Below are 22,967 nucleotides of genomic sequence, written 5' to 3'. Positions count from 1 at the left end.
CCGCAATGAAAGTCACCGGATTTAGCCATATTACACTCAATGTACGCGACCTGCAGACCTCCCTGGATTTCTATCATGGCATTCTCGGGATGACCATTAGACACCGCGGCAGAACGGATGCTTATCTGGAGTGGGGGAGCGCCTGGGTTTGTCTGATTGAACGGGCGGGTACTGAGGAACATGCGGAAGGATTCGCCGGGATGGATCATGTAGCTTTTTATATCGCAGAGAATGATTTCAAAGAAGCCGTAGATATCCTGCACCATAATAATGTAACAATTGTCAGAGGTCCAATACAGCGCGGTACCGGATGGTCCATTAATTTCTTGGATCCGGATGGAATCCAGCTAGAGCTGCATACTTCTACTCTCGACGAGCGGATGGAGATCTGGCGCTGAGGAATGTTTCGGGTATATGATTGTAGAATATATCTATAGAAGCCAAACCAGAATCGAGGACGCGAGATGAATACTCCTTTTACAGAAATACTGACTTCGGAGGCTGAGCTTAGAGAACTTCTGGGATACCCGAGTGAAGTTGTGAAGCGCAAATCGATCCATCATCTGGATCATCATTGCCGCAATTTTATCGCTATGTCACCGCTGTTATTCCTGTCCACCGCAGATGAACACGGCTCTTGCGATGTCTCTCCACGCGGGGATGCACCCGGATCGGTAGTGGTGCTGGATGACGGTCATTTGGTGATTCCGGAGCGGCCGGGCAACCGCAGATTTGATTCCTTGCTAAATATCCTTGCTAACCCCAATGTAGGACTCATTTTTATTATCCCGGGGCTTGAAGAGACCCTGCGGATTAACGGGCAAGCTTTCGTGATCAGAGATGAGGCTATTCTGGACAGGATGAAGGCGCGGGATAAACGGCCTACGCTTGGAATCGGAGTGAAGGTGGAGGAATGCTATATGCATTGTGCCAAGGCTTTTAAAAGATCGCAGCTATGGGACAGCGGCTCCTGGCCCGCAGAAGCCTCGCTTCCGTCTCCTCCGGCGATTATCGCGGATCATGTGAATTCTGCCGAGTTTACTGTGGAAGTAGTCCGGCAAGGCATACAGGAGAGCTACGAGAAACGACTCTATTAAAGAATGGAGTGACCGGCGCAGATGGATAAGCAGAAGCTGATCCGTATTTTTGATAAACAGGCCACAGACTATGCCCGCAAAAGAGAAGATCCCAAACAGCAGCGCTGGCGCCGGAATCTTATAGGCCAGGCACAAGGAGATGTGCTTGAGCTTGCAGTGGGTGCAGGGGCTAACTTCCCTTACTATCCCCGGGAGGTCAGGATTACTGCTGCTGATTTCAGCAGCGCAATGCTTGAAAAAGCGCGGCAGGCAGCACAGCATTACCACGTGAATGCCAATTTTATATGTGCAGATATGGAAGAAATGAGCTTCCCCGGGCAATCCTTTGATACTATTGTTTCTACGTTATCTTGTTGCAGCTATCAGAATCCCCTGGAGATGCTAAAGAAGATTAACCGCTGGTGTAAGCCGGAGGGGACTATCCTGCTGTTGGAGCATGGAATGAGTTCTAACTTTATGGTGTCTACGCTACAACGGACGTTGAATCCTCTGCTGTACCGTCTCTATGGATGCCATCATACCCGGGATATCATTGGGCTGGTCCGGGAGTCCGGGATGCAGATCAGTAAGGTAGAGAGCTACTCGCTGAATATGATTCATCTGATTTGGGCCCGGCCGCAGCGGCAACTACGAACTGAACGTTAGGAGAAGTGGAATGGACAGCATTATTTTTGATCTGGATGGCACGTTATGGGACTCTTCGGATGTAGTAGTGGTGGGATGGAATAATGTGCTCAGCAATTATCAGGGACTTGTAAGCGCAGTAACCAAGGAAGATTTACAGGGGATCATGGGTCTGCAGGTCTATGAGGCTGGCCGGAAGCTGTTCCCGAATATAGATGAGGACACGCAGCAAAGAATTCTCAGGGAGTGCTGTGAGGTAGAATGTCTTTGTCTGGCGAAGCAAGGCGGGAGATTGTATGAAGGGCTGGAAGAAGTGCTCAAGGCGTTGTCTGTAAAATATAAGCTGTTCATCGTGAGCAACTGCCAGGCGGGTTATATTGAGGCTTTTTATGAATACCATCAGCTGCAGAAGTATTTCATAGACTACGAGAATCCGGGCAGAACGGGGCTATCCAAGGGTGAGAACATTAAGCTGGTGATGGAGCGGAATCACTTAAGCAGTCCTGTCTATGTGGGCGATACGGAGGGAGATATGAAGGCGGCGTGTTTTGCCGGGATTCCTTTTGTGTACGCAAGTTACGGATTTGGCGAAGTGAGCAGCTATGATTATGTGATTGATCGTCTGGATGGGTTGTTGGGGTTGTTTGATGAATAATATAGGCTGGGCGGAAACCACATCGGCACCATAGAGACTTCTTATTAAGCGCTATAGACAAAATTGTTGTACGTTTTGCAACTTTGATGGTTAGATACTAGGGTGCTGGGGAGGATTGTTGTATGAAATACAACAATAATTCTGCTAAGCTGCTTGGAAGAGGAGAAATCCTGCCTTTTGTACAACAATTTTGGATTTGGGCCGATTAAATGAGGAAAATGTTGTATTATGTGCAGGATTTCATAAGTTATCATAAGTTATCTTAGGTGATCTTACGTTCGGCCTACATAAATCCATGGGGTGAGGAACAAGCTATGGATGAGGTGGTCCATATGCCATTATTAAGCAAAGGCTCAGCAATAATCTTATCCCTGTCCCTCGCGTTTACTACATTCCCCATAACTATTAATGCTCAAAATTTACCAAAGTCTGGGGTCAGCAATCCCGAAGAGACCGCCAAACAAATGGAACAGCTGAAATTTCGCCTGAAGGAGCTTGAGCCGCCCGAACCCGTTACCATTATGAATTCGCCAGAGGAAGCAGAGGCTGCTGCACATCTGCCTGCAGATACAATATCCATTTCCCGGGTGATTCAGGAAGGCACGAGAATTCCTTTCTTCATTATAAAGAACGACCCTCTCTATCAGAGACCTATGTATGAACAGCATTGGCATAGCACCTATAGCGGAGGAAGATGGAGTTACATGCCTATGCGGATACAGTACGCACTCCACCGTTTATTTACAACCTACGACATTGGTTTATCCAGCCAATACGACTTCCAGCAGAATGTAGGCGTTCAATTTCCGCTGTTTCAGAACAAAACGGATCTGGATCTGTATATTATTGCTTTTCAAACGGAGATTACAGCTGTGTATACCAAAGGCAATCAGGTAGTTGTCACAGGTACCCCTAAACATGCTGGCGTTCAAGTCGCGACTATCAAAACAGGGAATCTGCATCCATCTGACCTCAAAAAGGTATTGCTCATTCAATTAGCCACTCCGCAGGGTGATGAACTTGACTATTCATACATCGGCTACGCGCAGCCGGATTTCTGGTCACAGCAAATACGGAAGCGAAAAGAGCGGGAAGAGTAAGAGGAGTCTAACATAACAAGCGCCGGCAAGCGGAGTTTCCGCGGTTCCGGCGCTTGCTATTTTATAAGAGGGTATAACTGAAATATAAACATAGCGAGAGTACACAGCGGACCAGCACGTGAAGCAGATGAATATGACCCTGAAGCACGTAACCGTTGTAAAGTGCGCAGCCTAATAACACAATTAGCCCAAACAGTAGAAAAAATGGATGAAAAGGTGTACAGAGCAGCGCTAATGAACCAAGAAGGTTAGCCGTTGTTAGTGATAATTGAAGGTCCCGGCGTTTGATGATGGCAGCGGCACCCATGAGCAGTGCATACAGTACAATTAGGAGATAGATCATTCTTGTTCCTCCTCGCAGTAGGATATAATTCGAGTTAATCACATGGGGTTAACCCTATGGCAAGGGGGCAGATGACGATGCAGATTGGAGCGTTTGTCAGGGAGATGGGAACGACGGCGGACACCGTGCGTTACTACATGGAGCTGTCATTGCTGGGACCGGAGCTTAAGGGGAACCGTTATTCTTTTGGAGAGAAGGAAATCCGGGATTTCCAGGCCATCGTACAGCTGAAGCAGTGGGGCTATGCGGTGAAGGAGATTCAATGTTTGTTCCGACATAAGGCGCAATCCGGCTGCGGAACGGCAGGGGTGCTCCGCTTTGCCCGTGACATGCTGCAGGAACGTGTGCATGCCATCGACAGCAGTATAGCGGAGCTAGGCAGGCAGCGGGACGGGGTTCTGGAGAATCTGGCTGAGGTGGAGGCGGTGCTAGGGCGGGTGGATGTCCCGTAAGCGGGTTGAAGAGAAGCTAATTAATTTACTACTCGAACAAGATTTTGAACAACAGGCCTTATCGAAGTATCAGGGGCTATGGACAGTTCCGGCCAGTCCCTATCACAGTATGCAAGGTGCACTGAATTGAAGAATCGTGTTCATCCGTTGATTAAGGCTTTTGTGGGTAAAGTGAGCCAGAGATAACACCTGATTCTTGAAAAGAAGAGATTCTATGTGGATTTAATAGAAATGCTCTCAATAAGATTAAATTCATTTGTTTAGCTTATTTTAAATTTGGAGTAAATGATAAATATAGCAATAATTTAGAAAAATATGCTAAGATAGACCTATCTTGAATATGAGGTGGATAATATGATACATCAGATTAGCGGGGGCACATCATCTCTCGAACTCTATGAGGATTACCTAGTAATTAAGCCAAGTAATGTACAGAAATTAGGAGGACAAACTCAAACAATTCCTCTGGATTCGGTGGTAACAATCAGTATAGTTAAACCTTTTCTAAAAGTACCTTATTTACAAGTCATTACACCGGGCCTGCAAACATCCAAAAAGGATAATCTTAAAGGGGCAAGCGCAAACGTTGTGCTGATTCAGCCTGGTAAAATGAAAACCGCCGAAAAAATTCGTGAATATATTGCAAGCTATAAATCCGGAAGAAGCAACCGCCAAGCTCCTCCTGCTCCGGCCGGATCGATCGATGATCTGAGACAGCTCGCTGAGCTTCGGGATTCAGGTATTATTACTACGGAAGAATTCGAAGCCAAGAAAAAACAGATTCTGGGGCTATAATGCACTTATAGTTAACAAGGTATCTTTGTCTAAACAAAGGTACCTTGTTTATTTATGAGTCCAGTATGAAGAATTAGATGAAGCAGCTTTCTCCCACTCCTCATTAATAAGCCCAATTCCCCCGCATCAACTTCATACACACCTGAGGTTCCTCATCAACGCTTCTGCAGGGTTCACACACTTCAAATCCAAACTTGCGCACACTGGCTATTGATGCAGCATTGTGTGGATGGGTCAGGATATAAATACAATCCACGTCAAGATGCTCGAAGCAGAGCTTGATGAGTACAGGTAAGGCTTCGGACATATAACCCTGTCTCCAATACTCTTTCCAGATATCATAGCCGATCTCGACTTGTTTCAACTCACGATCCCGGTAATGATAGCCGCAGGTCCCGATAAATGCATCCGTTTCAATATCAAACATGCCGTAACGGTGATGGCCTTTTCCCTCTGGACTGGCGTAATGTTCAATGATTTCTTTGGCTTCTTTATAATCACAGGGGGGTTCACTGAAGTAATTGCACATCTCCGGATCTGAGAATTGTCTATGTACTACATCAATATCCTCTACATTCAGCAAGCGGAAGTGCAGCCGCTCGGTCTTAAAAGCTTCTGATAATTTCATAATTTGCTCTCCTGTTCATAAAAAACCATTAATATACAATCATTATGGTTTTTTGCCTCTATATTGTCTATGATAATTCACAAGACACTCATCCATCTTAAACATCATGACACGGAGTGTCCGGGAGAGAAGAATTTGGGCGCCGGTCAGTGTGATGATGCTTATTACTAGTTTTATAGTCGCTATTGCAGTCTAACTAAGTCACCGGAGGCCTACTCGAATGGAAAAAGCTATAAAGGACATTTTTGATCAGCAAGATATTATGCGTATTGCCGCAAGCCGCTATGGAATCAACCCCGATGAGTTAACTTACATAGGCGGGTTTCAGAACTTCGTATATGAATACCAGCGGAGCGGTGGGTTGTATATTCTAAGAATTACTCCAGGGATGCACCGGACCGCAGAGCAGGTTAGAGCAGAGCTGGACTGGATTATGTATCTGACCGGAAACGGAATTTCAGCATCGGGTCCGATTCTTTCTGCGGAAGGTAACTGGACTGAGGTTATAGAAACGCCGGAGATGTGTTTTATTGCCGCCTGCTTTGACAAAGCCCATGGCAACAGGATCGGCTATCCCGAATGCCTGAACGATAACGCAACCTATGAGGAGCTGGGCCGGATTACAGGGAAGATGCATGCGCTTGCCAAGCGATATGACAATGAGGATGCCACTGTGCGGCGGCATGACTGGAATCTCAATTATTATCTGCAAAATATAGATATCCTGCCCCCCTCACACCATCGTGTAAAAGAGACTTATTATAGCATCATAGAGACTATCCATAAATTTCCTAAGGGTAGAGATGCCTACGGACTGATCCATGGGGATATGGGGTTCGGGAATTTCCATGTGAGTGAGCAAGGTGAAATAACATTATTCGATTTCGATGAGGCACAGTACAGCTGGTTTGTAGAGGATTTTGCCATTCAGTTGTATTATCTGGTCTATGTATACGGCGGGGACGAGGGCAGGGCAAGCCGTGAGGAACAAGCTCTCCGGTTTATGCATCATTTCATGGAAGGATACAGCCGGGAGAACACATTAGATGATTACTGGCTGAAGCAAATCCCTGTATTCCTCAAGCTTAGAGAACTGATTGTTTATATCGGGGCTTACCGGAATTTCGACGGAGATGAATCCTTCAGTGCATCGGATAATGAATGGTTCAAGGATTGGGTCAGAGAGAGTAGAGAGAGGCTTGAGCATAACGAACCTATTGTTAATGTATGGTAAAATGATAATTATATCTCAGGATCTCTGAAAGGTGTGTGTTCATGAGACCAACCAGGTTTACGAAAAATGTAGCAGCTGCTCTAGGCTCAGCAATGCTATTGACGAGTGCCGGTATTACTGTCCTCGGTGCCTTCCCTCAATATACAGAGGCAGCGGCGGTGAAGCCTACGGAAGCCTTCAGCTTATTTGAACAGAGGGTGAAGAAGCCTTCCTCGCTCAGTCTGGCCCAAGCGACCTTAGTTAACCGGATTAGTCAAATGACGTTGGCAGAGGCCAATCTGGCCGTTTTGCATCTGGAAAATGCCTTGAAAGCTTATCTGCCCACAGCGACCAAACGCATGAATACGCCTGCCATTCAAAAGGATATCAAAAGCATATATACCTCCGGCATGACCATGGTACTGGCACGCTCCAAGGTGAAGCAGTTCGATTCTCGCGTGGTACTGCAGGACTTGACGGCCATGGACTATAAGCTGGGAACAGACGGCGGCCGATTTGTTCCGGTTATCCAATACAAGAGCTTCAAAGTATTCAAGCCGTTCATCAGCAAAGATCTGCAGGCTTATATTGACCTGATGGCAGCAGAGTCGGAGCAGCCGTCTGTGATTAACGGGACTTTACAGATTGACTGGTACCAAGTCGTGGAACGGGCGGTGCAATATGAGACTTTTGTGCAGACATACAAGACCTCTAACCGAAATGCGGCGGTGAAAAAAGCTTTTGAAGTGTCCAAGGGGTATGTATTCTATGGAACCCCAAACACACCGTTGTTCGACCAGAAGACACAGGTCATCAAGGAAGAAGCCGTTATCGCTTATGAGAATACCCTTTCCGAAGCCGGTCCTGAGCAGACCGATGGCAGCAGGCTGCTGACACAGCTTGGTGATTTCCTGCTGCTGCTTGAGAAGAACGGCGATAAGAGAACACAGGCTGTGAATGATTTTCTGATAGCTATGTAAGTTGAGCGGTAATTAATCATGATATATTTATGGATCTATAGAGAGACCGGGCTGTTACCGTCACAGCCCGGTTTTTGCGTGTGCAATGTTTGGTTGGTAAGACCCATAATGCATAGTATCCAATAGGCCGGAAGCGTCATTAATCACAGAAAAGGAAAACGATTACAATTATAATGTAAGCGTTATCTAAATGCTGTATACATTATTACGCAAAGGGAGGAAGAAGACTTGAGTTTACACAAGGTTTCCTTTAACATGCTTGTAATTATGGGTTTTAGCATTCAGTACGCATTAATGCATCTTTTTTCTGCAGGCGAGGTCATCGCGATATCATCGGCTGAGCTTATTATTTATATGGTGTTTACTTTTGCCGGGCTGGGCCGATTCTTTCAACGCAGAAGACAGGTGCTGAATGAGCATGGATGCGGGTCAGCCGGACTCTTTTTCAGTGTGTTATGGACCGTTTCGCTCTGCTCACAGTTCCGGAAAGAGAACTACCCGGACGCACTGACGATCATTAATTCACTGGGCGTGTCTGCTGCCGGGCTGATCCTGATTACCGAAATTGTTATTTTACTTAAGGCTTGAGATACATATAGTTAGTTGTACTGGAGGCTGTGAGGTCTGCCGGATGAAGGAGCTTCTGTCATTGTGAATGACAGGAGCTTTTTTGATTTATTCTTTCCCGGTACTGTTATCCTGATTTAAGGCATTAACAAATTTCTTGCCCCATTCACAGAGCGGATCAAGAACCATCCCTAAGGACCTTCCGCTGTCGGTCAACTCATAGACCACTTTAGGAGGCACTTCCGAGAATACAGTCCGCAGAATCAGGCCGTCTGCTTCAAGCTCCTTTAACTGCTGGGTAAGCATTTTTTGGGTAACGGGTGACAGCGTGCGAAGCATCTCTCCATTGCGCATGCTTCCTTGCTCGGCCAGCAGGCAGAGAATGGCTGTCTTCCACTTGCCGCCGATCCGCTCCAGTGTGGCTTCGGTCGGATTGTGGTACTTTGTATTGCCGGGTATAGCGTTAGCATTCCCCTCGTTAGGCTCATATGTCATAATCATCGATCTCCTTCAACGTACCCGATTGGTAACTATATTACGAAAAAGTGCGTACTTTTTTGTTTTGATTATAACGGTTATATTCAATCGTGTCAGTACAACGCTAAATTAGGAGGCAATAATATATGGCTATGGAGAAAAAAACAGCATGGGGAGCAGGAATCGTCGGAGCGGGCGGCTGGGGTGGACTGGCTCATATTCCTGCACTCGCAGCGCTTGAGAATTATGAGGTGAAGGCAGTGACCGGCACGCGGGCAGAAAGCGCAAGTGCGGCAGCTGAGCTCCACGGCATTTGCTCTTCCTATACTAGTACATCGGAGATGGCCAAGCAGGACGGAATTGACGTAGTAGTGGTAACTGTAAAAGTGCCCGAACATGACCGGCTGATCCGGGAAGCCTTGGATGCCGGTAAGCATGTATACAGTGAGTGGCCGCTGGCCCGGACTACTGCGGAGGCGGAAGCGCTGCTGGAACTTGCGGAAGAACGGGGAGTGAAGCATGTGGCAGGGCTACAGGCCCGGGCCAATCCAACTGTCCGCTACATCAGAGACTTGGTCGCTGAAGGTGCTGTTGGCAGAATATTGGCTGTGAATACATTAGTTACCCTGCCTGTATTTCCAACCTCGAACGGAACAGTGGACCAGGCACATGTCTATCTGCTGGATGAAGCTAACGGGGCAGACCAACTGACGATCGGGGCAGCGCATGTGCTGGATGCCATAGAATATATGGTCGCGCCGTTTGTTGAGGTATCCGGTAAGCTGGACACGCAGTATACTGAAGTTCACGTACTGGAGACTGGTGAAACAGTGGCCGCAAATGCAGCGGATCACGTGCTCGTTAACGGCAAGCTGGCCCAGGATACACTCGTTTCGGCTCAATTCGTCAATGGCGGTGCCCCCGGATTTACGCTGCGGATCATCGGAACCGGGGGGGAACTGGTCATCAGCCCGCGGGATCAGCTGATGTTTCAGATGGACCGGCTGACGCTTCAGCTCGCCCGTCCTTCCGGTGAGGCAGAGATACTGGAAACGCCGGATGTGTATGCTTCACAGGTACATCAGCTGTCTCCCGGTCCGGGATACAATGTGGCTCATCTCTACGCCAGGCTCTCGCAGCGGCTTGAAGGAGAAGAGGTGGAATTGCCCGATTTCACCCAGGCGGTCCGGGTACATCGGCTGATGGATGCGATCCGTAAGGCAAGCGCTTCGGGTGTACGTCAAGAAGTGAGATAACTTACTATCCTCTACTCTCTGTTTGCCTGTCATTTCTCAGTCTACCATTTATATTTTTTTGGTAATCTATCTTCTGTATGCTATGATTTGAGATATGGTATTTTCTGAGAAATGATAGGGGGCTCTTATGATCACTTTTAAAAAAATTATGCAGATTATTGGCCTTAGTGTTCTTGTAACGGGTGTTGTTCATCCCCCCGCTATGGAAGCAGCAGCTACTAGTACAGCACAGACCGCGAAATTACCGGCTATTCGTATCTATTTGAACAACTCGCAGATCACCTCTTCAGCAGGGGGAGCCACCCTAATGAATGGAACGGTAATGCTCTCGCTGGACATGCTCTATGTCAGGGGGGCAACGGTCAGTTACGATGAACATTTGAAAATGATCACCATCGGGAATCTGTTCTCGAAGGGCAGTATGAAGATCGGGAGCCGCATTGCAACGGTGAACGGGAAGCAGATCACTTATTCCGCAGCCTTCCAGCAGGTGAATAAGCAGCTCTACATCCCGCTGCGGTTCGTGAATGATGCCATTGGCGGAACACTGAAATGGAATGCGGACAGCCGTGAAGCGCTCATTAGCTATCCTGAATTTGTCGGCGACGGTCTGATAAACAAGGATGCATATTTCTTAAACGGAGTAAACGGCACTTTATATAAACGGGATGCAGCCGGAGTTATTCACTCAATGGGAGCATCCACAGCCAAGCTTGAACCTTATTATATTGCGGGCACACAGCTGACATCGGTGAAGATTTCAGAAGATGCGGATTTGGTGACCATTCGGAATTCCAGCGGTGAGCCTTCGGTCAACCTGACGGTATACAATCTGTTTGTCAAAAAAGGGGCCATCCTGCGCCAATCTATAGCGCATTATTGGCAGTTCTCTCCAGAGGAATTGAAGACGTATGGCGGTAACGCCGTTATGAACGACGGCCACACGGTCCGTTTGATTGCTCCGGATGCTTCCGTCCTGCAAACCTGGAATATCTCGAAGCTGGCAGGCACACCGGAGCAAACCTACGCCATTGAAGCCATAGGCGAGAATTATCTGGTTGCCCGTTCTTCACAAGAAGGTCTGCTGACGCTGATTGATACCGGAGCCAAACAGGCGATCCTCCTTTACAAAGAGTTCGGAATTGACCCTGCGGATATGCCGGGATTCAAATATGATGGGATCAAGTTCGCCGGCAGCGGCGGTGATAAGTCAGAACTGCAGTTTGAGTTTACGAGCAGCAAGAAAGACAGCAAGACTTATACGTACCAGTTGGGTGCAGATTAATTGGCGGATAAAAGGACAATATATATGGCGTATGAAACAAGCTCCTGTGTTCATCACAGAGGCTTGTTTTTTTTCGTATTCATTTTTTCGGAATATTCCACAATGATATTAAATTTCAAACAAATAAAATTATTGTTGAAATATTATTTCAGCGATGTTATTCTTCACTTAGAGAGCGATTTCATAAACAGAAAAGGATGATGAGGAAATCATGTTAGAGCATTTGACAACAGAGACCCGCAATAAGAAAACAATGAACCTGGATGAATTAACTCCTCTTGAACTTCTGGAAGTGATGAATGAAGAAGATCACAAGGTCGCACAAGCGGTGAAACAAGAGATTCCGCAAATTGCCAAAGCAGTAGAAGTGATTACCATGGCAATTAAACAAGGCGGACGCTTAATTTATATGGGGGCTGGAACGAGCGGACGTATCGGCTTACTGGATGCTGTCGAATGTCCGCCAACCTTCGGGACGGCACCAGAGGAGGTAATCGGGCTAATTGCCGGCGGAGAGAGAGCGTTTATTAAAGCGGTTGAAGGTGCAGAGGATAATGAACAATTAGGGGTGCAGGATTTACAGGATATTAAGCTGACAGCCAAAGATGTAGTCGTCGGAATTGCCGCCAGCGGACGCACACCATATGTTATCGGCGGATTGGAATATGCCAATTCTATAGGAACACCTACTGTAGCCGTGAGCTGCAACAAGGATTCAGCAATTGGTACAATCGCCAAGATTGCGATAGAAGTCGTAAATGGACCGGAAGTGTTAACCGGGTCAACACGTTTAAAAGCCGGTAGTTCGCAGAAATTAATCTGCAATATGCTGTCAACAGCTTCGATGATCGGTACGGGCAAAGTCTATGGAAATCTAATGGTGGATGTACAGTTAACGAATGAAAAGCTTGTAGAACGTGCCAAACGGATTGTTATGGATGCGACAGACTGTGACGCTGAAACGGCAGAGAATTATCTGAAGCAGGCAGATCAGAAACCGAAAATTGCCATTGTTATGATTCTTGCAGGGCTGTCTAAAGAAGACGCTGTGCAACGACTGGAAGCATCACAAGGTTTCGTACGTCAGGCGATTCAATAATACGACAGGATGAAAGGGGCACAAACATGAGTAAATATCATGATTTAGCGGTCAAAATATTAGGGGCGATCGGTGGCCGTTCCAATGTATCCTCATATACCCATTGCATGACCCGTCTTCGTGTAACTGTTGTGGACCGCAGCCGGATCGCTGAAGCAGAGCTGAAGCAAATCGACGGGGTTCTGGGTGTGGTGGATGATGACACGTATCAAGTCATTCTCGGACCTGGGGTCGTGACCAAGGTAGCTGAAGAGTTCGGTATCGTGCTTGAAGAAAGTGCTTCAGCGGGCGAAAGTACAATTTCGGCTGAACAATTACAGGCCAAAGGCGCACAAATGAAAGCGCAGCTTAAAAAGAAGAATGATACGCCGTTCAAAAACTTTTTGCGGAAGATCGGTAATATCTTTATACCGCTTATTCCGGCATTCGTTGGAGCTGGTTTAATTGCGGGTATCGGCTCCATTCTGGCGAACAATATTACAGCGGGTAACTTAGATACCGCAACCTGGCAGCAATATGTAACGATATTGAATGTAATCAAAAACGCAATTTTCAGTTACCTGGTGATTTATGTCGGTATTAATGCCGCTAAAGAATTTGGAGCTACTCCTGCACTTGGTGGTGTGATCGGCGGGGTGACGCTCTTAACAGGGGTTACAGCTGACTTGCCAATTTTTAATATATTTACGGGTGCACCCTTAACGGCAGGGCAAGGTGGGGTTATCGGCGTTCTAATCGCCGTATGGATTCTATCCATCGTGGAGAAATATTTGCGTAAAGTGATTCCGGATGCCGTTGATATTATTGTTACGCCTACAATAGCCTTACTAGTCGTGGGTCTGATTACCATATTTTTCATTATGCCATTCGCCGGATTTATTTCCACCAATTTAATCGGAGCTATCAACTGGACGCTAGAGGTTGGCGGTGCCTTCTCAGGTTTCGTATTAGGAGCAGCATTCCTTCCGCTTGTTATGTTAGGACTGCATCAGGTATTGACGCCGATTCACATTGAGATGATCAATGATTCAGGGATGACGCTGTTGCTTCCGATGCTGGCTATGGCTGGTGCGGGTCAGGTTGGGGCTTCCATTGCATTATGGATTCGCTGCAGGAAGAATAAATCATTAACGAACATGATTAAAGGTGCGCTTCCGGTAGGTGTTCTGGGAATCGGCGAGCCATTAATTTACGGGGTTACCTTACCGCTGGGCCGGCCGTTTATTACAGCTTGTATTGGCGGAGGGATTGGCGGTGCGGTCATTGGTTTATTCGGCAACGTTGGAGCGATTGCCATTGGGCCTTCCGGGGTTGCGTTAATTCCGTTGATCGCCAATGGATTATGGCTGAAATACGTCATAGGGCTAATTGCGGCTTACGCTGGCGGATTTATCGCCACTTATCTCTTCGGCACACCCAAAGAGGCTATGGCAGAACAGGATTAACTTGAACTGAAATAATGAGGTGATTGCAGTGCTCGGAATTTCAATTTTTGTGGCGGACCGCCCGTTAGAAGACAACGTGAGGTATATGGAAGTAATGAAGGCTGCAGGCTGTACGGAGATATTCACATCCCTTCATATGCCAGAAGATGATATCGGACAATTGAAGGAGAAATTGCTGGAGATTGCAAACGCTGCCCATCGGTTAGGAATGGACCTGATAGCGGATATTTCCGGAAAAGTTTTGGAGAAATTCACGTTTCCCTTTCTATTAGATGCTGGTGTTACAGGTTTGCGGATGGATTTCGGCTTTGATGCCTCTGAAATTGCAGCCTACTCACAACAAATGAAAATCGCCTTAAACGCCAGCACCTTAACACCAGAATTCTTAGCTGCATTACAAGAGCATCATATTTGTCTTGAGAATATAGAAGCTTGGCATAATTATTATCCCCGTCCGGAGACAGGTCTGGATAAAGAAGCATTTATAGCGAAGAACAGATGGCTGCAGGCGGAAGGCATTACGACTATGGCCTTTATTCCGGGAGACGGGCTGAAGCGAAAACCTTTATTTCAAAGCTTGCCTACCTTAGAGAAGCACAGGAATCAATCTTCTTTTCTAGCCTACCTGGAATTAGAGAAGGATTGTGCGGTGGACAAAATTTTCGTTGGAGATTTAACGCTTTCAGAATGGTCCCGGCATCAATTTCAGCGGTATGAGGAAGGGATCATTTCCTTGCGGGTAACCAAAGAATTGCCTTATGCCTTATGGGATACGGTTCACCGGAACCGCCTGGATGCTGCCCGTGATGTGGTCCGGTCGGAAACTGCGCGTACAGATCAGGAGCGTTTTGTAATGACCAACAGCATTGCGCCAATGCATACGAACAAGCGGCCTAAAGGAACGGTTACCGTCGATAATTATTTGTATGGCCGTTATGAACATGAGCTACAGATCACATTAACGGACCTGCCGGCACACGAAGCTGTGAATGTGATTGGTCATGTGATAGAAGAGGACCTTCCTCTACTGGACTACGTCAGACAAGGCGGAAGGCGCTTTAGCTTCACAGCTGCTACTTAATGATTACTCCCCTCTAATTTGTTACAATAAGGAGAATAGCCTGAGGAGAGGAGTTAAGAACTTGGCAGCAGGAAGTATGATTTCCCAAATTGAACTGGTCTTGAATGAACTGCCGGAATCCGAAAAAAAAGTAGCGGAATACATTCTTGCCAATGCTAAAGAAGTGATGCATATGACCATACATGAGTTAGCGGCTAAAGCGGAGGCGAGCAGTGCGGCGGTTGTCCGTTTCTGCCGGTCGCTGGGCATCGAAGGTTTCCCTGCTCTGAAGATCCGTTTATCCGCAGAAGTAGAAAATACGAATTATGTGGGCTACTTTGATGTTGAATCGAATGAAACGGTGCATTCTATCATTGATAAAATGCTGTCCAATACCATATTGACCTTTCAGAATACGGCCAGCCAACTGGACGCGCAATCGATCGAGCAGGCTGTGCGCCTATTACAACAGGCAGAGGTTATTTATGTATATGGGATAGGCGCCTCTTTTATCATTGCAGAGGATGCAGCCCAGAAATGGCTTCGGCTCGGCAAAAATGTATATGCGATTTCAGACCGTCATTTATTGGCAGCGGCCATGGCTACGAAATCAGAGAACGCGGTCTTCTGGGGAATTTCGTATAGCGGTGAGACGAGTGAGGTCATTCAATTAACGAAACGGGCTAAGGAGCAGGGGATCAAAACGATCAGCCTTACCCGTCCCGGAAATAACAAGCTTGCTCAGCTCGCGGATGTTTCTTTATTCACATCACGTGCACCGGAAGCAAAGCTCCGCAGTGCGGCAACAAGCTCGAGATTTGCCCAATTATTCGTGCTCGATATTGTCTTTAGCGTGTATGCTTCTGCCCAGCATGATTTAACTGTGGAGCAGCTGGCGAAGACAAGGCAAATGATTGAAGTCTTGTATGATTAATGTTGGACCTCTCTATAGAAACTCCTGCTAATCTTTTAGCGGGAGTTTTTTTGTGCGTCTGCATCAAGGGAATAATTTTCATTATTCAGTGATTTACAAAATATGGGATATGTGTTATCTTTGCTATGAAAGCGCATCCAAGACTTGATAGATTAAACAAGTATTTACCATTTTATGATGGGGAGGAAAGGTGGAAATGAAAAATTTGCTCAAGAAGGCTAGCGCAATTCTGCTGGCATTTACTCTGCTGCTTGGAGTGATGACAGCGCCGCCCGTTCATGCAGACAACGCACTTTTCACAATTGAAAGCGAAAACGCTCAGCTCACCTCCGATCTTCAAGTGACGACCCAAATTTACGGACAACCTAAACCCGGATACACCGGGAGCGGTTTTGTCTGGATGCAGAATTCAGGCACCATTACCTTCAATGTGACGGTCCCGGAAACCGGCATGTACACGATCTCTACCCGTTATATGCAGGAGCTTAGCGCAGACGGCCGGCTTCAATCGTTGAACGTTAATGGCGTTACGAAAGGTTCGTATATGCTGCCTTACACGACCACGTGGTCGGATTTCGATTTTGGCTATCACAAGCTGAATCAGGGCAGTAACACCATCCAGCTGAAGGCGGGCTGGGGCTTCGCTTACTTTGACACCTTCACTGTGGATGTTGCCGATCTGGACCCGCTGGATGTGCAGCCTGTCCTCAGCGATCCTGAAGCCACACCGGAAACTCAGCTGCTGATGAATTATCTGACAGAGGTGTACGGTAATCATATGCTCTCCGGCCAGCAGGAGATTTACGGAGGAGGCAATGACGGGAATTCCGAGCTGGAGTTCGACTGGATTCACAATTTAACCGGCAAGTATCCGGCCATCCGCGGGTTTGATCTGATGAACTACAATCCGCTATACGGCTGGGAGGACGGTACAACCGCCCGGATGATCGACTGGGTGAACAACCGGGGCGGGATTGCGACTAACAGCTGGCATCTCACAGTTCCCCGGGATTTCACCGCCTATCAGCTGGGGGAATTTGTAGATTGGAAGGAAGCCACCTACAAGCCGACGGAAACTAATTTCAATACAGCGAATGCAGTAATTCCCGGGACGAAAGAGTACCAATACCTACAGCTGGCCATAGAGGATTTGGCAGAGCAGCTGCTGATTCTCCAGGATAACAACGTGCCGGTTATTTTCAGACCCTATCATGAGGCAGAGGGCAACGGCGGGTTGAACGGGCAAGGCGCGTGGTTCTGGTGGGCATCGGCAGGTGCAGAGGTGTATAAGCAGCTGTGGGATCAGCTGTATACCGAGCTTACAGAAACCTACGGCCTGCACAACCTGATCTGGACGTATAACAGTTATGTGTACAGCACTTCTCCCGCCTGGTATCCCGGTGATGATCAGGTGGATATTGTCGGCTACGATAAATATAATACGGTCTACAACCGCTATGACGGTTTGTCCGGTGTGCCCAATGAGGATGCGATTACCTCGATATTTTATCAGCTGGTGGATCTAACCGGCGGTACCAAAATGGTAGCCATGACTGAGAACGACACCGTCCCAAGCGTACAGAATCTGACCGAGGAGAAGTCGGGCTGGCTCTATTTCCTGCCGTGGTATGGCGAGCATCTTATGAGCTCTGCCTTTAATTATCCGGCTACACTGACCACGCTGTATCAGAGCAATTATGTCATTACACTGGATGAGCTGCCCGATTTGAGTGTCAATAATCCAAACCCAAGTGCGTCCATTACACCTGCAAGTATCGAATTTAACAAGTATGCAGCGGCTCAGAGCGACAAAGCCATAACCGTGAATGCTAACGGCAATACGTTAACTGCCCTCCGGACAGGGGCCAATGCCTTGACCGCGACGCAGGATTATACCGTAAGCGGAAATACGCTGCTGCTGAAAAAGTCATTCCTGGCAACGCTCCCGGTTGGCGAGCATTCGATTGTCTTGGATTTCAATCAGGGGCAGGATCCCGTATTGAAAGTTACAATTGTCGATACCACACCAAGCGCATCTATTGCGCCTGTGAGCGCGGTATTCGATAAAGCTCCGGCTCTAGCGCAGGATATTTCCGTTGCGCTTACCCTTAACGGACATCAGCTTGCTAACCTGACGAATGGAAGCTACACGCTTGTATCGGGTCAGGATTATGCGGCATCAGGCGCAAACATTGTCCTGAAGAAATCCTATCTCTCTACGCTGCCGCTCGGCCAGAATGCGATCACCTTCCATTTCAATGGAGGAAATAACGCAGTACTTACGGTAAATGTAGCGGATAGCAGCGTTCCGCTACCAACGGGCGGATTAGCGGTTCAGGCTTTTAACGGCAACACTAGTGCCTCTACCAATGGGATTTCAGCCAAGTTCAAAGTCGTCAATACCGGCAATTCGGCGGTTCAGCTCAGTAATGTGAAGCTCCGGTATTACTATACGATTGACGGCGAGAAAGATCAGAGCTTCTGGATCGACTGGTCCAGTATCGGAAGCGCCAATGTAACCAGCAAATTCGTGAAGCTGGCAACCCCGGTTACCGGTGCCGATTATGCGCTGGAAATTGGCTTCACAAGCTCGGCAGGAACGCTGAATCCCGGCCAGAGCGCAGAAATCCAGACCCGCTTCTCCAAAACCGACTGGTCCAATTACAACCAGGCTAACGATTACTCGTTCAAGGCATCCGGCAGTCAATTTGTTAACAATGAGCAGGTCACCGGATATATGAATGGCCAACTGGTGTGGGGGATTGAGCCTTAAGACAGGTAAGTGAAAAGGGCTGGATTGGGGGATACCCTGATCTGGCTCTTTAACTTGTTGACATGTGCGCACAGATGCATATAATAAGATCAGGCGGTGAAGTTATGGGACTCAAGCATGATCCGGATAAATGCAAGAAATTGATTGAAGACAATATTGATATTGAATTTTTCAGAGCGGTGTTCGACCCGGTCCGGAGTGAACTGCTGATCTTCCTTGCGGGTAACGGCGAAATGACGATTGGTGAGATCGCAGAGTATTTTCCGCAGAACCGTTCAGTGATTTCCCGTCATCTGGATTTCATGAACCGGTTCAAAATTGTGCAGAGAAGGAAAGAAGGCCGTGAAGTCTACTACAAAGCGAATAAAAAATTCATTGTCGATACCTTCGAAGAGACAGCGAATAATATGAAAGCACTCATGAATTTGCTATAGCGGGTGCTTTTCATTTTATACTATATATGCATTTGTGTGCACGAAAACACGAAAGGGGATTTTAATTTGGAACAGTCGGTTAGAAAATGGTGGGTTCTGGTCACAGTCAGCTTAGCCGTATTTATGGCCATGCTGGATATTACAATTGTGAATGTAGCATTGCCGGAGATTCAGAAGAATTTTGCATCCGATTTCTCGAATCTGCAATGGGTACTAAACGCCTATACGTTAGTGTATGCTGCGATGTTATTACCAGTCTCGAAGCTAGGGGATATCATCGGGCGTAAAAAGGTATTTCTATTAGGATTAGGCGTCTTCGTGATTGGTTCCCTTGCCAGTGGTTTAGCAGGCAGTGACCTTTGGCTGAACATTTTCCGGGGATTCCAGGGGATCGGCGGAGCCGCGATGATGTCTTTATCACTTACGATCGTTACCTCTTCATTTCCTGAACAGCAAAGAGGACTTGCATTAGGAATTTGGAGCAGTGCGGTGGGACTTGCTATTGCAGGCGGTCCGCTTGTTGGCGGTGCTCTAGTGGACAGTTTGGGCTGGCGTTCCATTTTCCTGATTAATATTCCTTTTGGTATTATAGCGATCCTATTAGGCCTGTTCTTCATTAAGGAAAGTGACCGGAACCGTGATGAGACAATTGATATTTTAGGCTTTATTTTTAGCACTGCAATGATTTTCACCATGGTATTTGCGCTCATTCAAAAAGAAATGCATGAAAGTTATTCGTGGACGGACTGGCATGTTTTAGGTTTAATGGGGTTATCGGTTATTTTATTCGTTGCTTTCATCATCACGGAAAGAACAGTTAAACAACCCATGATCGAGTTAGCGATTTTCAGAAGCTGGTCCTTTAACGGCGCAAACATTGCGGCTTTTGTTCTGGGAGCGGGACTGTATGGCGGTTTCACCTACCTGACCATTCTTATGCAGAATTATATGGGCTACTCTGCGTTTGAGACTGGAGTTAAGATGCTGCTGATCAGCGCGTTTACCATGGTCTTGGGTCCTCTGGCCGGAATGATTTCCGGAAAAATCGGCAATCGCTGGCTAATTAGCGGTTCACTGTTTATCGGAGCCATTGGGATTCTGGCCATGCGCCAGAGGATGGAAGTCCCATTTGAATGGAGGTATTTATTGCCAGGGTTTGTCCTGCTGGGAATCAGTAATGGTCTGGTAAATCCGCCAATCTCCAATGCGGCTATGAGTGCTGTTGATAAGAAACACGTGGGGATGGCCTCAGGTATTCTGAATGTATTCCGGCAAGTCGGCATTTCCTTTGGGGTGGTGCTGCTGGGCATCAAGCTGACGGAAGGATATAACCGCTCACTGGATCAGCAGATGATGGGGCTTCAGAATATCGATTCAACCTTTAAGCAGCAAATGCTGGATATCTTTCATCAAGCCGGAGCCTTTGCCGGCTCGCAAATCTTTGACAGCAAACAAGCTGAAGCATTTCAACAAAACCCGGCTTTTGAAGAGGTTAAGAATATCGTGTCTGGTGCATTCAACGCCGGGATGAAAGATGTGGATATGATCATTGCCATCTTCCTGCTTGTTGGAGCCTTGGCGAGTGCTGTTATGATTATGAGGAAGAGGGAAGTTAAGTGATAGGCTAACATGATATTGTTGGATGTAAGGGAGGTGCGGGTAATGAATCAAATCAACGCAGAACGTTACTTATATAACTTTGTTAAGAATGAGCAGGATGAGTTGTCCATTTTTAATTTTGAGCAGTGGGTGTATGAGCATGATGAACTGGAAGACATCTTTGGTAAAAAAGAATATCTTGAACTCATCTCTAGAGACTATAAGGACAAATTTGCCTATCATGAAACAGAAAAGCAAATTAGAAGATTAGTCCACTTCGGGCTCTTTGAGCAAGAGAGAATAACAAACATTTTAAATGATCTTTTAACGAATGAGGATAAATCAGAACAACTGGAGACATTAGAAATACTGTATGAGGAGTATTGCAGCGGCTACAATTTTCTGAGATACATTACTCTATCTTATATTCTAACTTCCGATGAACACAAAGAGATTATTAAAGTGAATCAATCAAAATTTGAAAGTTATATTGAAGGGATAAAGAAGGAGGCGGTCAGGTTGCTTGGCTTCCTAAGGCGTAATGAGATTCTAATAAATGAAGAATATGAATATACAGATTACCGGGCCGAGAAGGACCAGATTGAACTGCATAGTATCAATGAGATGTTAGGCGCTAATGGAACTTGATTAGCCTCTAATACAATGTGGTAAATACGTCTGTTATGTTATTCAGAGGAATCATTCAAAATTTAGTCTACATCTATTCAGATAATTCCTGGATTGCAATAATAACCACGGCTTTTTATTTATAGGAATACATATTCAATACTTCAAAAAACCGTTTATGTTAATGAATATAACCATTCCAAGTCTGACCTTTGGATGGATTTGTTTCAAACGAACAATTTGCTCGTACCGTTTCTTGTACACTTTCTTATGAATTTTGGAATCACCGTATTACTCAAATATAATGTAATTAATCCGCCTGAAAGAGAGTCGGAATAACCAGATCTAAAAAACGGCGTGAGTGGTTGTTAGCATCCAAGCGTGGAGGTCGAAATGGGTTTTAAATGTTAACTTTATAGGGTTAGAAATGAAAGCGGCTCCTCTGATGATCACAAGAGCTTCTTTTTGTTGAATACTATTTTATTTTTGCGGATAGCGCTTGGGATTATTGGTCTGCCCTAAAATGTAGTCGATGCTTACTTTATGGAAATTCGCCAGCGTAATTAAAACTGCACTCGGAACATCCAAATTCCCATTCTCGTAGCGTGAGTAGGTGGCTTGTGTGATATGTAAAAGCTCAGCCATTTGTTGTTGCGTCAGATCTTTGTCTTCGCGTAAATCGCGGATTCTTGTGTACAATGCTCATCACCCAAGCCAAGTTTACTTTATGCGAAAAATGCATATTGTTATTTATGCGGTTTTCGCATAAAATTTATACATGATAGGAGTATTAGTTTACAAAAGGAGGCCTGGTGGTAATCATTTTGGAGGATTTCTATTATGGAAGATTGCACCCGAATGAGTTGATTGAGCCAAATGATCCGGAATTGCAGAAGATTAATCAGAAAACCATTGATTTATTGCAACTGCTCAAATCGAGGTTATCCGAAGAAGATTTTGACCAAGTCGAAATGCTATATGATTTACAGAGTGACTCAAACTTGTTGCATTCAGCATTATCTTTTATCCAAGGCTATAAAATAGGAGCTTTAATGATGATCGATGTATTTAGTGACAAAGATTCTGTTTACGAAGGTCTATAGTACGTTAGTAATGGAAACCGGGGTGAAAATAAAGCTTCGGTTTTTTTGTTGGAAAAAAATCACATGGGGATGTTCTTTTGGAAGGGCAGAAGGGGATATTGCCGAATATTAAAAAGATTATGGGAAGGGTATTTTGAGAAGAGATATAAGTATGTACGGCGGGTACAATGAGTCCAATCCATTAATTTTTGGTTCAAAAGCATTTTTTGAAATAAATGAAAATCTTGATAAATTCGTTGCTTCAGTAACTATCGAAGAATCGGACACAGGGAAGGATGTTTTGAAAAACCTTCAGGAGATAAAAGGAACTGCTCCAAGCGGTTATACCTATGTCCAAATATTCTCCCAGCGTATCCGAAGGAAATCCCTTCAACGGTTGGGTTGGATTCTTAATTCCTGAAGGTCATCCATCCGGTACCAG

The 22,967-nt window shown here is 46.2% G+C and carries 25 protein-coding genes; 22 read left to right on the top strand and 3 right to left on the bottom strand.

Features of this window, described 5'->3' with window-relative positions; translation table 11 throughout:
• Positions 1 to 5: 5 nt before the first annotated feature.
• The 7 genes from PBOR_RS21145 (at position 6) to PBOR_RS35610 (ending at position 5,066) form a co-directional block, all read left to right on the top strand.
• A complete protein-coding gene (locus PBOR_RS21145; RefSeq protein WP_042215077.1) occupies positions 6 to 398 on the top strand; it encodes a VOC family protein in 393 nt (130 codons plus the stop codon).
• Positions 399 to 464: 66 nt separating this feature from the next.
• A complete protein-coding gene (locus tag PBOR_RS21140) occupies positions 465 to 1,097 on the top strand; it encodes a pyridoxamine 5'-phosphate oxidase family protein (protein WP_042215075.1) in 633 nt (210 codons plus the stop codon).
• Between the two features lie 21 nt (positions 1,098 to 1,118).
• Complete coding sequence (locus tag PBOR_RS21135) at positions 1,119 to 1,742, top strand: class I SAM-dependent methyltransferase (protein WP_042215069.1); 624 nt, start codon at positions 1,119 to 1,121, stop codon at positions 1,740 to 1,742.
• A 10-nt stretch (positions 1,743 to 1,752) separates the two neighbouring features.
• Positions 1,753 to 2,376, top strand: coding sequence for an HAD family hydrolase (locus PBOR_RS21130; protein ID WP_042215068.1), 624 nt, complete (start codon positions 1,753 to 1,755; stop codon positions 2,374 to 2,376).
• Positions 2,377 to 2,840: 464 nt separating this feature from the next.
• Positions 2,841 to 3,476 (top strand): hypothetical protein, encoded by a 636-nt coding sequence (locus PBOR_RS21125; RefSeq protein ID WP_042215066.1) that lies wholly within the window; start codon positions 2,841 to 2,843, stop codon positions 3,474 to 3,476.
• Positions 3,477 to 3,875: 399 nt separating this feature from the next.
• The gene (locus PBOR_RS21115; RefSeq protein WP_081972134.1) at positions 3,876 to 4,271 is read left to right on the top strand and encodes a MerR family transcriptional regulator; all 396 of its coding nucleotides are present in this window, start codon (positions 3,876 to 3,878) and stop codon (positions 4,269 to 4,271) included.
• Positions 4,272 to 4,625: 354 nt separating this feature from the next.
• A complete protein-coding gene (locus PBOR_RS35610; protein ID WP_052429583.1) occupies positions 4,626 to 5,066 on the top strand; it encodes an SHOCT domain-containing protein in 441 nt (146 codons plus the stop codon).
• Positions 5,067 to 5,169: 103 nt separating this feature from the next.
• Here PBOR_RS35610 and PBOR_RS21105 read toward each other — a convergent pair whose 3' ends face one another.
• On the bottom strand, positions 5,170 to 5,694 hold the full coding sequence (locus PBOR_RS21105) for a GNAT family N-acetyltransferase (RefSeq protein ID WP_042215058.1): 525 nt from the start codon (positions 5,692 to 5,694) through the stop codon (positions 5,170 to 5,172).
• 220 nt (positions 5,695 to 5,914) lie between these two features.
• Between PBOR_RS21105 and PBOR_RS21100 the strand changes: the two genes are divergently transcribed.
• The 3 genes from PBOR_RS21100 to PBOR_RS21090 all read left to right on the top strand — a co-directional run bounded on the left by PBOR_RS21100 (position 5,915) and on the right by PBOR_RS21090 (position 8,475).
• The gene (locus tag PBOR_RS21100; RefSeq protein ID WP_042215057.1) at positions 5,915 to 6,928 is read left to right on the top strand and encodes a phosphotransferase enzyme family protein; all 1,014 of its coding nucleotides are present in this window, start codon (positions 5,915 to 5,917) and stop codon (positions 6,926 to 6,928) included.
• Between the two features lie 92 nt (positions 6,929 to 7,020).
• Positions 7,021 to 7,887, top strand: a complete 867-nt coding sequence (locus PBOR_RS21095; protein WP_157764091.1) for a hypothetical protein — start codon at positions 7,021 to 7,023, stop codon at positions 7,885 to 7,887.
• 267 nt (positions 7,888 to 8,154) lie between these two features.
• Positions 8,155 to 8,475 carry a hypothetical protein gene (locus PBOR_RS21090; RefSeq protein WP_218918844.1) on the top strand — a complete coding sequence of 107 codons (321 nt, stop codon included), beginning with the start codon at positions 8,155 to 8,157 and terminating at the stop codon, positions 8,473 to 8,475.
• An 87-nt stretch (positions 8,476 to 8,562) separates the two neighbouring features.
• Here PBOR_RS21090 and PBOR_RS21085 read toward each other — a convergent pair whose 3' ends face one another.
• Entirely contained in the window at positions 8,563 to 8,949 is a 387-nt protein-coding gene (locus PBOR_RS21085; protein WP_042215050.1) for a winged helix-turn-helix transcriptional regulator, read from the bottom strand.
• A gap of 128 nt (positions 8,950 to 9,077) precedes the next feature.
• On the opposite strand from PBOR_RS21085, the gene PBOR_RS21080 reads away from it, so the two are divergent.
• From PBOR_RS21080 to PBOR_RS21035, 10 genes are all read left to right on the top strand, one after another.
• Complete coding sequence (locus PBOR_RS21080) at positions 9,078 to 10,187, top strand: Gfo/Idh/MocA family protein (RefSeq protein ID WP_042215048.1); 1,110 nt, start codon at positions 9,078 to 9,080, stop codon at positions 10,185 to 10,187.
• 127 nt (positions 10,188 to 10,314) lie between these two features.
• Positions 10,315 to 11,472 carry a copper amine oxidase N-terminal domain-containing protein gene (locus PBOR_RS21075; RefSeq protein ID WP_042215047.1) on the top strand — a complete coding sequence of 386 codons (1,158 nt, stop codon included), beginning with the start codon at positions 10,315 to 10,317 and terminating at the stop codon, positions 11,470 to 11,472.
• Between the two features lie 211 nt (positions 11,473 to 11,683).
• The gene (murQ, locus tag PBOR_RS21070) at positions 11,684 to 12,571 is read left to right on the top strand and encodes an N-acetylmuramic acid 6-phosphate etherase (protein WP_042215045.1); all 888 of its coding nucleotides are present in this window, start codon (positions 11,684 to 11,686) and stop codon (positions 12,569 to 12,571) included.
• Positions 12,572 to 12,597: 26 nt separating this feature from the next.
• The gene (locus tag PBOR_RS21065) at positions 12,598 to 14,016 is read left to right on the top strand and encodes a PTS transporter subunit EIIC (protein ID WP_042215043.1); all 1,419 of its coding nucleotides are present in this window, start codon (positions 12,598 to 12,600) and stop codon (positions 14,014 to 14,016) included.
• Positions 14,017 to 14,035: 19 nt separating this feature from the next.
• A complete protein-coding gene (locus PBOR_RS21060) occupies positions 14,036 to 15,097 on the top strand; it encodes a DUF871 domain-containing protein (RefSeq protein ID WP_245647852.1) in 1,062 nt (353 codons plus the stop codon).
• A gap of 61 nt (positions 15,098 to 15,158) precedes the next feature.
• A complete protein-coding gene (locus PBOR_RS21055) occupies positions 15,159 to 16,010 on the top strand; it encodes a MurR/RpiR family transcriptional regulator (protein WP_052429582.1) in 852 nt (283 codons plus the stop codon).
• 196 nt (positions 16,011 to 16,206) lie between these two features.
• Positions 16,207 to 18,783 (top strand): glycosyl hydrolase, encoded by a 2,577-nt coding sequence (locus PBOR_RS21050; RefSeq protein ID WP_042215039.1) that lies wholly within the window; start codon positions 16,207 to 16,209, stop codon positions 18,781 to 18,783.
• Between the two features lie 104 nt (positions 18,784 to 18,887).
• Entirely contained in the window at positions 18,888 to 19,217 is a 330-nt protein-coding gene (locus tag PBOR_RS21045; RefSeq protein WP_042215036.1) for an ArsR/SmtB family transcription factor, read from the top strand.
• Between the two features lie 66 nt (positions 19,218 to 19,283).
• Positions 19,284 to 20,837 carry an MFS transporter gene (locus PBOR_RS21040; protein ID WP_042215033.1) on the top strand — a complete coding sequence of 518 codons (1,554 nt, stop codon included), beginning with the start codon at positions 19,284 to 19,286 and terminating at the stop codon, positions 20,835 to 20,837.
• A 42-nt stretch (positions 20,838 to 20,879) separates the two neighbouring features.
• Complete coding sequence (locus PBOR_RS21035) at positions 20,880 to 21,464, top strand: hypothetical protein (protein WP_052429581.1); 585 nt, start codon at positions 20,880 to 20,882, stop codon at positions 21,462 to 21,464.
• A gap of 459 nt (positions 21,465 to 21,923) precedes the next feature.
• Here PBOR_RS21035 and PBOR_RS36360 read toward each other — a convergent pair whose 3' ends face one another.
• Entirely contained in the window at positions 21,924 to 22,142 is a 219-nt protein-coding gene (locus PBOR_RS36360; protein ID WP_042138254.1) for a helix-turn-helix domain-containing protein, read from the bottom strand.
• A gap of 113 nt (positions 22,143 to 22,255) precedes the next feature.
• On the opposite strand from PBOR_RS36360, the gene PBOR_RS21025 reads away from it, so the two are divergent.
• Positions 22,256 to 22,546 carry a DUF6809 family protein gene (locus PBOR_RS21025; protein WP_245647850.1) on the top strand — a complete coding sequence of 97 codons (291 nt, stop codon included), beginning with the start codon at positions 22,256 to 22,258 and terminating at the stop codon, positions 22,544 to 22,546.
• A 133-nt stretch (positions 22,547 to 22,679) separates the two neighbouring features.
• On the top strand, positions 22,680 to 22,946 hold the full coding sequence (locus PBOR_RS21020) for a hypothetical protein (protein ID WP_157764090.1): 267 nt from the start codon (positions 22,680 to 22,682) through the stop codon (positions 22,944 to 22,946).
• The last annotated feature ends 21 nt before the right edge of the window (positions 22,947 to 22,967 follow it).

Source organism: Paenibacillus borealis (assembly GCF_000758665.1).
Taxonomy (GTDB): Bacteria; Bacillota; Bacilli; order Paenibacillales; family Paenibacillaceae; genus Paenibacillus_AQ; species Paenibacillus_AQ borealis.
Note: the sequence above shows the minus strand (reverse complement) of the source record. Positions and strands in the feature narration are given on the sequence as shown.

Coding starts and splice junctions, on each gene's coding strand:
- PBOR_RS21145 (WP_042215077.1), top strand. CDS start 6: ATGAAAGTCACCGGATTTAGCCATATTACACTCAATGTACGCGACCTG.
- PBOR_RS21140 (WP_042215075.1), top strand. CDS start 465: ATGAATACTCCTTTTACAGAAATACTGACTTCGGAGGCTGAGCTTAGA.
- PBOR_RS21135 (WP_042215069.1), top strand. CDS start 1,119: ATGGATAAGCAGAAGCTGATCCGTATTTTTGATAAACAGGCCACAGAC.
- PBOR_RS21130 (WP_042215068.1), top strand. CDS start 1,753: ATGGACAGCATTATTTTTGATCTGGATGGCACGTTATGGGACTCTTCG.
- PBOR_RS21125 (WP_042215066.1), top strand. CDS start 2,841: ATGGAACAGCTGAAATTTCGCCTGAAGGAGCTTGAGCCGCCCGAACCC.
- PBOR_RS21115 (WP_081972134.1), top strand. CDS start 3,876: ATGGCAAGGGGGCAGATGACGATGCAGATTGGAGCGTTTGTCAGGGAG.
- PBOR_RS35610 (WP_052429583.1), top strand. CDS start 4,626: ATGATACATCAGATTAGCGGGGGCACATCATCTCTCGAACTCTATGAG.
- PBOR_RS21105 (WP_042215058.1), bottom strand. CDS start 5,694: ATGAAATTATCAGAAGCTTTTAAGACCGAGCGGCTGCACTTCCGCTTG.
- PBOR_RS21100 (WP_042215057.1), top strand. CDS start 5,915: ATGGAAAAAGCTATAAAGGACATTTTTGATCAGCAAGATATTATGCGT.
- PBOR_RS21095 (WP_157764091.1), top strand. CDS start 7,021: ATGCTATTGACGAGTGCCGGTATTACTGTCCTCGGTGCCTTCCCTCAA.
- PBOR_RS21090 (WP_218918844.1), top strand. CDS start 8,155: ATGGGTTTTAGCATTCAGTACGCATTAATGCATCTTTTTTCTGCAGGC.
- PBOR_RS21085 (WP_042215050.1), bottom strand. CDS start 8,949: ATGACATATGAGCCTAACGAGGGGAATGCTAACGCTATACCCGGCAAT.
- PBOR_RS21080 (WP_042215048.1), top strand. CDS start 9,078: ATGGCTATGGAGAAAAAAACAGCATGGGGAGCAGGAATCGTCGGAGCG.
- PBOR_RS21075 (WP_042215047.1), top strand. CDS start 10,315: ATGATCACTTTTAAAAAAATTATGCAGATTATTGGCCTTAGTGTTCTT.
- murQ (WP_042215045.1), top strand. CDS start 11,684: ATGTTAGAGCATTTGACAACAGAGACCCGCAATAAGAAAACAATGAAC.
- PBOR_RS21065 (WP_042215043.1), top strand. CDS start 12,598: ATGAGTAAATATCATGATTTAGCGGTCAAAATATTAGGGGCGATCGGT.
- PBOR_RS21050 (WP_042215039.1), top strand. CDS start 16,207: ATGAAAAATTTGCTCAAGAAGGCTAGCGCAATTCTGCTGGCATTTACT.
- PBOR_RS21045 (WP_042215036.1), top strand. CDS start 18,888: ATGGGACTCAAGCATGATCCGGATAAATGCAAGAAATTGATTGAAGAC.
- PBOR_RS21035 (WP_052429581.1), top strand. CDS start 20,880: ATGAATCAAATCAACGCAGAACGTTACTTATATAACTTTGTTAAGAAT.